The organism is Shewanella sp. WXL01, from assembly GCF_012263345.1.
GTDB classification, from domain to species: domain Bacteria; phylum Pseudomonadota; class Gammaproteobacteria; order Enterobacterales; family Shewanellaceae; genus Shewanella; species Shewanella maritima.
In genome coordinates this window covers 208,201-221,567 of record NZ_JAAIKQ010000004.1, presented here as the reverse complement: position 1 = coordinate 221,567, position 13,367 = coordinate 208,201, and the positions used below count along the sequence as shown (strand labels likewise).

Here is a 13,367-nt window from a genome sequence, read left to right as displayed (position 1 = left end):
CAACAACAAAATAGCCCATAACCGAAACCATTAGAGGACACACCATGTTTGTATTCACCGAACGCCGCCAAGTAAAAGACTGGCCTGCCACGATTAAAATTGCCCAAGATGGCGGTAAAACCATCAGTGCAGACATCACCCTAGACCTTAACTTACTGCCTGTAGATGAATACCAGGCAAAGCTTGCCGACGGCACCAACAAGTTGCTTGATGCCGTGTTGGAAGGCTTTAGCGGTATTAGCGACACCAAAGAGCAACCACTTAAAGACACACCGGCTAACCGCCAAAAGCTGTATCAACATGCGCCATTTACTGACGCCGTATTTACTGCGTATCGCCAGGCTAACAGCGGAGAAGCCGCGCGAAAAAACTCCTAGAGGGCATTAGCGCCCTCTATCGCAACGACCACCTGACTAAAGCCGAGCAAAAGGAACTTGATGACGAAATGGCCAAGCTGGGGGTGACGCCCCCAGTAGCCAAGGAGCCTGAGCCATTTGAGTTTTGGGATGAACACCAAAGTGCAGTTGAGTGGTTCATCCAGGTACAAGACCTAATGCGCTACCAATACGGCGCAGGGATAGCAATTTGTGAGGGATTGGACGTACTAGCGGTGAAGGCTGATGCCGAAATGAGTGGCCGAGAGTTTGAAGCAGAAGATTATTTGAAGTTGCGTTTGATTGGTAATGAGGTCGCTCGATTAACAAACGAGAAGTTGAATAACCGTGCCAGTTAATCCTTAGGGAATAAAAACCATACGGCAATTTTACCAATCATGCTGCAGCACCAAATAAAGCAAACCAGAAAGCCTAGCATCATGATGAAATCCATTAATACTCCAAGGTAGATTATGAGCGATTTAAAAGTAGCACTTACCTTAACTGCAGACGGTAAACAGCTTGTAGGTACCGTTAACCAGACTGAAAAAGTTGTCTCTAATCTTAATACTCAGCTGAATAAATCGCAAACAGCTGGCGCGAGTGCCGCGCTTGGTCTCAGTAAAGTCGAGCAACAATCAAATAAAACTGCTACCACCCTCAAGCACATGAGCCACATGGCTGTTGGCGCATTTGCTGGTCTTTCTGGTATTAACCTCGCACAAAAAGTTACTAACGATTTAGCCGCGTTCCAGGATGTGCGTACTCGCCTTGAGGGGTTATCGGGTAGCACTGCAGCTTATGCCGCTAACGAGCAGTTTCTTATCGACTTAACCTCACGCCACAGTAAAGAGTTGATACCGCTCGCTGATGGTTATTCAAAACTGCTTACGCTGCAAGATGCAGGCTTAGTCACCCAAACCCAAGCCAAGCAATTACTTGAGGGCTTATCAAACGCCCAAAGCGCAACGGGTGCTAGTACCACTCAACTTGACCAAGCCATGTATGGCTTGCAGCAAGCATTAGCCAGTGGTGTGGTGCGCGCTGAAGAGTTCAACCAGGTCACAGAGCCGATGGGCAACTTGATCAACAAGATTGCCAAGGCTGCGGGTGTATCCACTGGTGAGTTTAGGAAGATGATCAACACCGGCAAAGTGACCAGTGACATGTTCCGCGACACTTTAATTAAAGCCCTGGAAGAATACGACGGCGCAGCAGCGGCCACAGGCGCTAACATCTCAGCGCAGATGAACCAAATGACCAACGAGTATCAGCAAATGTTGGTGGCATTTGAAGAGCCGATTAATGACGGTACTAGCTTGGCGCTCGGTACCATTACCGATGGCATTAAGCTGTTAACTGACAACGCTGATACCTTGCAAACCGTATTGGGTGTGAGTGTGGTTGCTGTGCTTGGTCGCGTGACTGCAGCACTCTACACTAAAACCTCGGCCACCATTAGAGACATTGCTGCAGATAAAGCTGCTCGCGTCGCGGCTATTGCTGCAGCGGAGGCTGAATTGCAGCGAGCAAGCGTACAACGTGCTGCAGTACTAACCTCTGGCCAAGCCATTGCCGCTGAGGCACGTTTACTCGCGGCAACCGATGCAGTTACCGCAGCTAAGAAACGTGCAACTGTTGCGACTAAAGCGATGAACTCGGTGATGGCGTTAGCGGGTGGCCCTGCTGGCTTAGCACTCATCGCTGCATCGAGCATTGGCTATTTAGCTTATCAAGCTAGTGAAGCAAAAGATCCAATGGAGGGGCTGGCGAGTGAGGTTGATAAGCTCAATGACAAATTAGGTACCATGAACGATGCGCAGCGCAGCATAGCCGTAAGTAAGTTATCAACTAAAATGCAGGAGTACCGCGATGAAATTGCTAGCTCCCAGGCCGAAATTGACGACCTTATAAAGTCAGGTTTTTCTGGTTCAGATTCTGCGGTTATGTTCAGTGTTAAGCGCATTGAACAGTTAAAATCATACATTGCTACACTCGAAGCTCAGTTAAACGATGCCAGCGCAGCCCAACAAAAGCTATTTAATGTCGGCTTACCAGAGCTAACCAATACCACACCAGACCCAGCGGCCACCGCGACCATTACCAAGCAGCAACAAACCCTGCTGGATAACTACGCAAAACAAAGTGCATTGCTGGGTGAAACCTCAGAAGCGGCCAAAGTTCGTTATGCCATCGAACACGGCGCACTTAAAGACTTAGACCCTGAAATTAATGCGCAAATTCTGACTGCCGCTAAAGCTGTGGATACCCAGAAGCAAGCGGCAGCTGCTGCCAAAACCCAGGCAACTGAAATCAAAGCCTTGCTTGCCGCGCTTGACCCAACCACTGCAGCCACCAATGAGATGGCCGCTAAGCAAAAGCTGTTACAAGCCTATTTTAAGCAAACCAATGTGCCGCTTGAGCGCCAAAAGGCGTTACTCGATGCGTTAAAAAATGCCTATCAAGAAGACACCGGCTTTAGTGACTTGCGCAATCAGCTTGACCCTGCATATGCAGAGCAGCAAACGCATGATCAAAACCTCGGTATTTTGAATGCTGAGTTAGAGCAAACCCCAGAAACTGAAGCCTTAAAGCGCAACCAGATTAACTTACTGATTGAAGCCGAGCAGCAGCGCCATGCTGAAGCGATGAAGCAAATTAACGGCGGCGTGGCCATGGACTTTGATCAGCTTTGGGAAAACAGCATTGATCGCTTTTCATCTGGTATTGGTCAAGTGACTGCCGATGCATTATTTGAAGCCCAAGACTTTGGCGAAGGCGTCCAGTCATTGCTAAAAGGCGTCGGTAAAGCAGCCGTACAGATGCTGGTGGAATGGATGGCGCAGCGCGCAATCGCTGCAGCGCTAGATCAAAGCTTAGCAGTCAGCACTGCAGCGACTACCACGGCGACAGCAGCCAGTACTGGTGCAGCTGTAACTGCCAGTATGGCACCTGCTGCAGCGACCTCTGCCATGGCATCCTGGGGCGGCAGTGCAATGGCAGGTATGGCGGCAATGCTGGCAGGCATGGCGCTTATTCCTAGCATCATTGGCCAGTTCCACGGCGGCGGTACTATCCCGCGAGAAGGTACCTATTTGCTTGATGGTGGTGAGACCATTTACACCCGTAAGCAGCAGGCAACACTCATGCGCGCCATGGAAGCCAATGCCAGCGGTGGTGCTACCAATGGCGGCGTTGTCATTCATCAGAGCAACACCATTGTGGTTGAGAATGAGTCGAAAGCAGAGCAGCTTGAAGAAGTGTTGCCCGAGTTAGTTGACCTGACCACCAAAGCGGTCGTTGACAACATTAATCAACGCGGTGATGTCTACCGCGCAAGGGGTTAATGATGAGTCTTTTATTTCCTGACGACATTTACCCAACCACAGCAGCCTGGCGCTTGGTGCCTAACACAGAAGTGTTTAAAAACCCGTTCAACGGGACGGTGCAAACGCTTACCAAGCCTGGTACCCAGTGGCAAGTCGAGCTGAGCTTTACCAACCTAAGCCGCGCTCAAGCAGCAAGACTTACTGCATTAGTGGCGCAATTACGTGGCTCAGCTGGGCGCATTAAGCTTTGGGATCATGGCTTTGCTACGCCCCAAGGTACTGCAGGTGGCACGCCTGTGATTGATGGCGCTGGTCAGCTTGGTAGCAGCATTAACATTCGTGGCTGCACACCTTCGCAAACCTTTCTAAAAGCCGGTGATTATTGCCAGATTGGCAACCAGTGCGTGTTAGTGGTTGCAGATGCCGTAGCCGATGGCAATGGCCTGTGCACGCTAGTTGTTGAAGCGCCTGTGCGTTACGCACCAACCAATGGCAGCGCCATTATCACCACCAAGGCAAGCGGCATCTTCATGCTCAAAGACAACAACCAAGCGCCGCGTCGCTCCACTAAAAAACTAGTGCTATCAACCATGACCTTAGCGTTTGTCGAGGATTTATCTACATGATCAACTTTGCATCTTTTGAACTGCAGCAGTATCTGCGCCGCGCTGATATTAGCGCCATCCTCATTGCTGAGTTCGACTTCGAATCAGGTTTTTTACGTGTTCATAGTGGCGTCGGCGATGCCCTGTATAACGGCAATGTTTACAAAGGCGTGGGCGTTCTTGGCAAAGTGGGCGCAGTCAAGCAAGGCAACAAAGTCAATCCTGATCGCCTGCGCTTTACGCTTTCAGGCATTCCTAAATCCCTACTTTCAACCGCCTTGGGTGAGAAGTATCAAAACCGCCCAGGCGCACTGTATCTGGCCGCGCTGGATGCATACAGCAACATTGTTGCTGCAGATGTGCTCTTTAAAGGCCGCATGGATGTGATGAACACTCAGATTGGCGAGACCGCCACCATTCAATTGGACATTAACTCACGTGGCGTGGACTGGAAGAACCCGCGCAACCGCCGCTTTACCGACGCCGACCAAAAAGCCGCCCACCCAGGTGACCGCTTCTTAGAAAGCGTGTCGCAGATGGCCGAGAAGGAAATCAACTGGGGCGTGCCAGCATCAACCCCGTCGGGCGGTGGCGGTGGTGGCAATTCTGGCCGCAGACAGTATCAAAACTAAGGTGCGCACATGACATTAATCGAATTTATTAACTGCCATCAGCAAACCCCGTTCACCTGGGGCGAGCATGATTGCTGCCTATTCGCTGCCAAATGGATTAAAGCGGCCAGCAAGCAAGACTTTGCCGCCGACTTTGTTGGACGCTACAAAACCGCCATTGGCGCTAAGCGCTTGCTGAGTAAAAAAGGCTTTAAGTGTGTGGCTGATGTCGCGACTCACTATTTAGGCGAACCCGTTGGCCGCCTACAACTAAAGCGCGGTGACATTGTGCTGATTAAGCCGCCACGTCACCCCAAGGCGTTAGGCATTTTTGCAGGCAGTAATGTGTATGCGGTTAGTGAGGAAGGCTTATCCCAACTGCCAGTCAACCTTGTTGAGCAAGGGTGGAGGTTGCCATGCCACCAGTCATAGTCGGGGTTGCCGCTGCCTATGCTGCAGCGGGTGTAGTGAGTACTGCAGCTGCGATTGCCATTGGTATTGGCGCAGCTGCTGCCACTTACGCGTTAACGCCTAACGTTGATGCTGGCGACTTTAGTAATGAGGCGTACTCACAACAGCAAATGATCCGCAGCCCTGCCGAGCCTAGGCGCGGTTTATACGGCACTGGTATGTTATCTGGCATCTTGGCTCATGCGGAAGAAACGGGAGAAGACAATAAGTACTTGCATCTTGTTATCCCGCTCGTTGGCCATGAGTGTGAGTCCATCGAGAAAGTATATTTTGGTGATGAAGTCGCCTGGCAAAAAGGCACCGGCTTAAGCTCTAAGTATCGCAGTAAAGCGCGGCTTAAAATGCACCTCGGTGACCAAACCACAGCAGATGCTAACCTTGTTGCTGATTCAAGCATTTGGACAGAGGATCACATTGGCTATGGCATCACCTACATTTATGCGCGCCTGTCATATGACCCAGAAGTATTCCCCAACGGTGTGCCCAACATCAAAGCCCTGGTGAAGGGTAAAAAGGTTTATGATCCACGCTTAGATACAACAGCAGGCGGCAGCGGTAGCCACCGTATTGATGACCAATCAACGTGGGAGTGGTCAGATAACTGGGCGCTTTGTGTACTCGACTACACGCTAAATGAGTCAGGTGTGGGTGCCACACTCGATGAAGTTAATGTCGAGAGTTATGCGCTGGCAGCAAACGATTGTGATGAGTTCGTTGAGTATCAAACTGATGAGTTTGAAAAGCGCTATACCTGTAACGGCACATACAGCCATGACAAATCGCCATCCTCTATTTTAGAAAGTCTGCTATCAGCCGGTGCGGGCACGCAAGTGTATATCTCTGGTCAGTACCATTTATATGCCGGTGTGTTCCAAGGGCCAGAAGTCATCACGCTAACCGAAGATGATGTTGCGGGTAATGTTGATATTCGCCCATACACCCCGCGCAGCGAGCTATGTAACGCTATTCGCGGCACCTTCGTTGACCCTGATAATTACTATCAACCAACCGACTTCCCACCACATGAAAACGACTATTACCGAGCAGAGGACAACGGCGAGTACATCGACCACGACATTGACCTGCCATTTACCCAGTCGCAGTGGACAGCGCAGCGCCTGGCAAAACTCTACTTAGAGATGAACCGCGCTGGCATGCAAATCACTATGCCCGTCAACATGATTGGTCTTGCGGTATCGGTCGGTAAAGTGGTGCGCGTGCAGCTGCCAACGGCGGGTATCGATGGTTTGTTCGTAGTGACCTCGTGGCCGTTTGAATATGGCAAGAGTATTAACCTGGTACTGCGCGAAACGACTGCCGAGCTATACGAGTTCGAAAAGGGCAGCTATACAGAAAAAGACCTCGCACCAAACACTAACCTGCCAAGTCCAACAGACGTTGGCACAGTTAAAAACGTAGTTTGGCAGCCGCAAGCAGATGATGGCAATTGGCAGGGTAAAGTGAGTTGGCAACAGCTTGAGGGCAACAGCACTTACACTTATATAGTTAGCGTGCTTGATGGCCAAGACAACCAAGTTTACTCAACGCCTGTGAATGGCACCGAGTGCCAAATCCCTAAGCTAGATGTTGGCGACTATAAAGTATACATCTGGGCGCTTAACATGTTTGCCGCGCGCTCAAACGTGCCTGCAGTAGTATCACTCACCGCCACTATGCCGCCAAACGTCACCGGCATTGTTGCCGACGTAGACGCGCTTAGCTTAACGCTTCACCCACAAACCTCTGCCACCATTGCAAGCACCACTGAATTTGAAGTTAAAGGCAGTTTAAACACTGATTTAACGAGCGCTGAAATGCTCGGCAAAGGCAAGCAAGTGGTATGGAATGGCCGCGCAGCTAACACCCTCTACTATTTATGGGCGCGAACCATTAACGACTACGGCCAGAGTGACTGGTTCGGCCCCGTTGGCATCTCAACCTCAAGCGATAACAGCAACATCGTTGACCTCATCGGTGGCGAGTTCAATCAACATGTTTGGTGGGCGTTCGCTGACGATGACAAAGGCACCGGCTTCACCACCTCAGAAGCGATAGGTGAAGGCAAAGCCTGGCGCGGTATCGCCACAGACAAGAAAACATCCACCCCATCAGGCAATTGGCAAGACTACAAATGGTCGAAGATTGACGTTGAAATCGGTGATGTGTTTACCGAAGAAGAACAAGCCAAATTAGATAACCTTGCCGATGGCAAGCTGCCCAATGATGCCAGCAAAGACATTCTTGCAATGCAAGATGCACTTACTGACCCAGAGCTTGCCAACGACTTAATCACAGCGCAAAAACTGCTCGACAATGGTATCGATGCAGCCGACTTAGGCGGTGAAACCCCAAGCGGCGCTCAGTCAAAAGCCAGCCTAGCCGCTGCAGCAGCCGAGCTTAACGCTGCATTTGATGCGACAGCTAAGGCGAATCAGGCTGAAGCTAACGCGAATAGCAAGGCCGTCACCCTCGCGAAAAGTGACTCGCTGGTGATTGACAGCAATTTTGCCATTGAGCAAAGCACTGGCGAGTCATGGGTTGGCAAAGGCACGATTGAAACCAGTAATTTTGGCGGGCTTGATTGGCGTCACTTAGCTATAGCATGTAGCAGTGATGAATATAATCTAGCTTACACATCGAGTGCATACCGCTTAAAAGCTAAACCAGGTGACAAGCTAGTTTGTAAGTTGCAATACGTTAACAGCTTAGTCTCTGGTAATGATTGTTATGTGCAGTACAAATGTTTGAATGAAGCTGGCTCTTTAGTTGGCCACATCCAAGGCGTACCCAATAGCAAGTTTAACAATGATGGCATGATCCACACCGCCGAGCACATTAGCTCAGAGTTGCCAGTCGGCGTGGCAAGTGTGGAGCTGCAGTTAGTCGCCCGAAACAATGTTGGTGCCGGTGGCTACTTTAGAGTGTCAAACATTGATGTTTGGACATTAACAGACAGCACTAACAATGAAGTCGCTATTGAAACAGCGGCATCAGATGCCAGTACAAAATCAGCGGCAGCTCAGCAAGCGGCTCAAGACTTTGCTGCCGCTGAGGCTAATCTTGCTGAGGTAAAAGCTAAAGCCCATGCTGATACAGAAGTCACTGCAGTTGAGCAGCGGGCGATTCAAGATGCGCAAAACAAAGCTAACCAGGCAAAGTTGGATGCCATTAGTGAAGCGGCTAAGAACGCGCTGTCTGATAGCAGGCTAAATAACACCCTTGAAATACCAGAGGGGCTAAAAAACACCGCAGGCACGTTAACCTTTTTTGCCAACCGCCGTGTGGGTGGCACTGAAAATCAAGATGTAGGCGAAATCGGTGTTGGTGGCGGTTATGTGATGACGGCCAACGGCGATAAGCACACGTTTCCAAACTTCACATTAAACACCCCGTTTGAGGGTTCACACAGCTATCGCGGTATCTTCTATGTGTTATTTAGCGAAACCCAGCCTACATCACGATTTACTGGCGACCACCTAGCGTTTGCACCTGGTGGCTCACATGAGCAGCGTCTATTTTGCGCCACCTATGATTTAGACACTAAGCAGTGGTACGCCCATGGCAATACCACTGCACCTGAGCCATTTACCTTGTTAGCTAGCGACCGCCTTGTGGCAGTGGGTTCGCGCTACAACAGTAATGGCATTGACGCAGTAAAAACAGGCTTAAGTAACTCTGATGGCCTTGATAATGAAACCGCGATTAACACAGCCGCCATTGATGCCAGCGAAAAGTCTGCCGCCGCTCAGCAAGCAGCTCAAGACTTTGCTGCCGCCGAGGCTAATCTTGCTGAGGTAAAAGCTAAAGCCTATGCAGATGGCAAAGTCAGTGATGAAGAGCGCCGAGCTATTCAAGATGCGCAAGACAAGGCCGATGCTGCCGAGCAAGCAGCAATTAAAGCTGCAGAAATAGATGCCACAGCTAAAGCTGATGCTGCTCGGGATGCTGCCGCGATAGCCTTTGTGAATATGATTGACCCAGGTTGTGGCGATTTTGAGACCGTTCCCGCTGACACAAGTATGGGGCTTTCAGGCAACGCGCAAACTGTGACCGTTATTGCTACTGGTGGTTATACAGGTGAGAAATGCTTAGAGGTAGTGACTAAATCATCTGGCTATGGTGCAGGTGCGTACTTTACCTTGGGTAGCAGCTACGGTCGCAACTACCCAATTGCGCTGCGTCCAGGCGGTCGCTTTCTGGTGACCTATTGGGTTAAGCCGATTGGCTTTAGCAATCCTAGCTGCAGAGCGTATTACAACTCACTAGGTAATGTGCAGCATGCATCAGGCTATCAGGCTGTTTCGCTTAACAGTGGTGAGTGGGGACAGTTTGCCGGCATCATTGATATGTCTGCATCGCCAAGCGTTAACGAGGCACGCTTTCGTTTTTGGTGCAGTAACATTCCACCTAACTGCAGCATTTTGGTTGATTTGGTATCAATATTCGATGTGACCGATTCGCCGCATATCACTGAGAGCAACTATCCGAAACAATATGCTAAATGCCTTGATTACTCCCATTGGAGCAATCAAGCAGGCATGCCAGCTGATGCACAAAAGCTTGGTAACAACTGGACAGAAGTTCCCGCCAGTGGTGCAGACAAAACCAACTATAACGATAGCCGCGTGGCTAATGATGTGGCGATAACTGCCGCAGCTGCAGATGCGTCAACTAAAGCCGCCAATGCGGTGACAGAATCAAATGAGTATGCGCTGGCAGGTATTCAGTCGAACTCGCTGATATTTGATAACGACTTTTCTATCCAGTACCAGGGCAAAGCTGAAAGCTGGACAAACGCGAGCATTGAACAAATTGATGGTGTGTTTGGTGATGAAGTTCACCTGAATATTCAACCTGCTCAGCTGAACGTATATAAAGTGGTGCAAACGCATACCCTGTATCGGTTAAAAGTCGGTGCAGGTCAGCAGTTACTATGCAAAGTGCGCTATTTATGCAACCTGGCAAGTTCGACACTTGCTTATCTGCAGTATCAGTTTTGGGATGCGAACAACCAAGTTATTGGGTATTCGGGCGCAATTGATGGCTCGATGATCATTAAAGATGGCGTTATTCGTGATGCTGAGAAAATCTCAGCGGTGACACCAGCTGGCACGGTCAATGTAGCTTTGCAAGTTGCGGTTAAGAGCATTGATAGCAATGCTGGCGCGCTCAAAATTTCCCACGTTGATGTGTGGCGAGTAGCTGAGAACACCCACAACGCTAATGCTGTTGCAGATGTAGCAGCGGGTAACTTTACTGCTACCACAGGTCTAGTGCAGAAACTGCTGGCAAATCAGTTACTCGTCAATCAAGCCATCATCCAGTTTGCCAACGTTGGCGGCTTAACTGCGCAAGCTATTGCAGCCCAGGCTATTGACGTTACTAAGCTTAGTGTTTCAGAAGCCATGATGCGTGCACTGTTTGCTGACTCGGCACTGGTCAACACGTTCAAGGCTCAAATCGCGGCTATCAGCAAACTTACAGTCAATGAGCTGCTTGTTGATGAAGCGCTGATTAACAATCTCGTCGGCACCAGCGCTTTGTTTGATGTACTAAAAGCACGCATCGGTTTTTACGGCGGGCTCACTGTTAACGAGCTAGCAGCCGGTTCTGTTGATACAGAGCAGCTAAGAGCTGGCGTTAAGCTGAGTTCGCCAGTCATCGAGGGCGGTCAGGTGCGTCTTGTTGGCTCAGGCTACATGAAAGTGCAAGCTGCAGAAGCTTTCGGTCCTGACGGCTTAATCGAGTGGTATGGTCCGAAACTACTGTCTAACGGTGAGCCGAACTGGACACAGCTTAAAAAGTCTAACGCAATTACGTACCTTGCAGCAGATGGCGATGCCTATTTTGGCGGCACCTTAAGCGCAGGCGTGTTGAAAACATCAAGCGCCACATCTGATAAGAATACGTACACCGCAGGAGGCTACCCAGTTTCAATCGGCCCATTCGGCACCAACGGCAAAACCAAACAAATCGTCGTTTCATACTATCTCGGTGGACGCAGCCAAAACGCGAGCGAGCCAAATAACCCAACGCAACCAAAACTAAGTTGGCAGCTACAACGCAAGATTGGCTCTGGTAGTTGGGGAACGATAGCCAGCGGCACATTCACTGGCTCAGTTAGCTGGGAGTATGACGGCGAGTTTAGTCATTGGGAAGTTAACAGCCATTGTACTGGCTCACAAACGATAACAGACAACAACACCTCGACTGACGACTTTGAGTATCGAATCAAAGTCATCTCGCATGCCCGTTACCACGGCAGCTACTCAACGACGAATCAAAACCTTTCATTAGTTTGTACCGAAGAATAATCAACTAACCATAGGAGGCCACAATGGCACTAGTACTACCAAGCATCACACTCGCGAGCGGCATTACACTGACAAATGCATTAGCAGTCATCAGTGAACTAAACGTGAGTAACAACACAACGCTATCAGAACGCGTTGAAGTGATTGATGACCCAAGCCTAGAGAAGTCAGAGCCAAGCAATGAATATCAATTGTCTAGTTCTACTCACGGTAGCAAGCTCTGCACATTCTTTGTCAGCATCTTTATGAGCGAAGAGACGTTTGCTAATGGAAAGCCTGAAGTAGAGCGCTATCACGAAGGACGCGACTGCAAATGCTTCAGCGTTAGCTTACTCGATGACAAATACACCGACATGACACCCCGCCAAGCAGCTTATGCATACCTGCAAGCTGAAGTGTTTACGGATGCCACCGAAGCCGAAGGTGTAGCGTTTTAATTCAAGCATTCCTGTCACCAAAACAGAAACACCAGCTCAACGGCTGGTGTTTTACATATTGAAAGGCAGTTTAAAATAACTAAAATCTAAGTTTTCTCAGTTATCGCACGCATCCCCTAAAGTTTTCGCGCGCGGCATCAGCTGAGATTGTTAACCTGAGCTCGGGATAATAAATCGGTTTCTAACGGCTATTTTTGCCCATTTCTTCGTTGAAGCTACTTGCAATAGGCTAGCTATTGACGCGTAGCTTCGCCTTGAGCTTAACAAAACTATCTCGCTAGAAACTTAATGCTAGGTATCACTCAAGACAGAACGACCATTGACACTTCCTTACCCCGAGTTCAGGTTAGTTAGTCCTTTAGGTTAATGAACCGCGCCCGCGCATCACAAGCGCCAACAAACCAAACAGCACCAACCCGAATCCGCCGCTACCGCTGTAGCCTTCTCGGCGCTCCACCTTGGCGACTTGTTCTTGTTTAACACGGGTCTTAAAACGACTGAGCTCGTCTTCTAGATTCACCACCATATCGTCTACGGCAAGGTTAAAGCCCTGCATGGCTATTTCGTCTAAGGTTCTATCTTTACCAATGGCAGTTGAACTGTCTTCAAGCTTGCTTATGCCCGGAGCGCGAAATAGCATCTTGCGGGTTTTAATATCAAATACCGCAGTATCAACAAAGGTTTGCGTGCTGTTTTCATTGCCAGGAATGGTATACAAGCCAACAATTGTCCAATACAACAGCGCCATATTATTCTCATAAGATTGCTTCACCTGATCGTATGACACTAAAGCAATCACATCTATGTCATAGAGCCGTCCAACCTGCTCTAACGCTTCAAAACCACTGCCTTTAGACAAGTAAACCGATGGAATAGTCTCAATGCGCTCAATATACTCCAGACCAACAAATGCCTGCTTAGCTTTATCTAACAGTCTTACCTGCTCAGCGCTGTTAAGCTGACTGCTCGCCGAAGAACTATTTGCAGGAACAAAGGCTACCCCAACGCGCATGGGTAAACTTAAGGTTGGAATTTCCGGAGATAATTGCTGGCGACTCGCCTCATCGGGATACAGATAATTGACGAGTGAACTAGAGACTTGCTTCTTTGAGCCATGTTCGCTGACAAGGCCGCTACAACCACTTATCACAAGGGTTAAGGTTAGTGATAAAATAACTGGCAAAAAACGCATAGATGATCCTTATTCATGCTAGGTACCATCAAGA

At 49.4% G+C, this 13,367-nt stretch carries 9 protein-coding genes; 8 read left to right on the top strand and 1 reads right to left on the bottom strand.

Features of this window, described 5'->3' with window-relative positions:
- The first annotated feature begins 44 nt into the window (after nucleotides 1-44).
- The 8 genes from G3R49_RS12455 to G3R49_RS12420 all read left to right on the top strand — a co-directional run bounded on the left by G3R49_RS12455 (nucleotide 45) and on the right by G3R49_RS12420 (nucleotide 12,141).
- Entirely contained in the window at nucleotides 45-377 is a 333-nt protein-coding gene (locus G3R49_RS12455; protein WP_167869871.1) for a hypothetical protein, read from the top strand.
- Nucleotides 378-445: 68 nt separating this feature from the next.
- Complete coding sequence (locus G3R49_RS12450; protein WP_167869870.1) at nucleotides 446-733, top strand: DUF1799 domain-containing protein; 288 nt, start codon at nucleotides 446-448, stop codon at nucleotides 731-733.
- 114 nt (nucleotides 734-847) lie between these two features.
- The gene (locus tag G3R49_RS12445) at nucleotides 848-3,721 is read left to right on the top strand and encodes a tape measure protein (protein ID WP_167869869.1); all 2,874 of its coding nucleotides are present in this window, start codon (nucleotides 848-850) and stop codon (nucleotides 3,719-3,721) included.
- Between the two features lie 2 nt (nucleotides 3,722-3,723).
- Nucleotides 3,724-4,329, top strand: coding sequence for a hypothetical protein (locus G3R49_RS12440; RefSeq protein ID WP_167869868.1), 606 nt, complete (start codon nucleotides 3,724-3,726; stop codon nucleotides 4,327-4,329).
- A complete protein-coding gene (locus tag G3R49_RS12435; protein WP_167869867.1) occupies nucleotides 4,326-4,940 on the top strand; it encodes a hypothetical protein in 615 nt (204 codons plus the stop codon). The genes G3R49_RS12440 and G3R49_RS12435 overlap by 4 nt, the downstream gene beginning before the upstream one ends.
- Before the next feature lie 9 nt (nucleotides 4,941-4,949).
- A complete protein-coding gene (locus G3R49_RS12430) occupies nucleotides 4,950-5,351 on the top strand; it encodes a hypothetical protein (protein WP_167869866.1) in 402 nt (133 codons plus the stop codon).
- Nucleotides 5,336-11,704: a hypothetical protein gene (locus tag G3R49_RS12425; RefSeq protein ID WP_167869865.1), complete on the top strand. Its 6,369-nt coding sequence runs from the start codon at nucleotides 5,336-5,338 to the stop codon at nucleotides 11,702-11,704. Before G3R49_RS12430 ends, G3R49_RS12425 begins: the two co-directional genes overlap by 16 nt.
- A gap of 23 nt (nucleotides 11,705-11,727) precedes the next feature.
- Nucleotides 11,728-12,141 carry a hypothetical protein gene (locus tag G3R49_RS12420; protein ID WP_167869864.1) on the top strand — a complete coding sequence of 138 codons (414 nt, stop codon included), beginning with the start codon at nucleotides 11,728-11,730 and terminating at the stop codon, nucleotides 12,139-12,141.
- A gap of 358 nt (nucleotides 12,142-12,499) precedes the next feature.
- Here the strand turns inward: G3R49_RS12420 and rhlP are convergent, their stop codons facing one another.
- Nucleotides 12,500-13,333, bottom strand: a complete 834-nt coding sequence (gene rhlP, locus G3R49_RS12415) for a rhombotarget lipoprotein (protein WP_167869863.1) — start codon at nucleotides 13,331-13,333, stop codon at nucleotides 12,500-12,502.
- Between the last annotated feature and the right edge of the window lie 34 nt (nucleotides 13,334-13,367).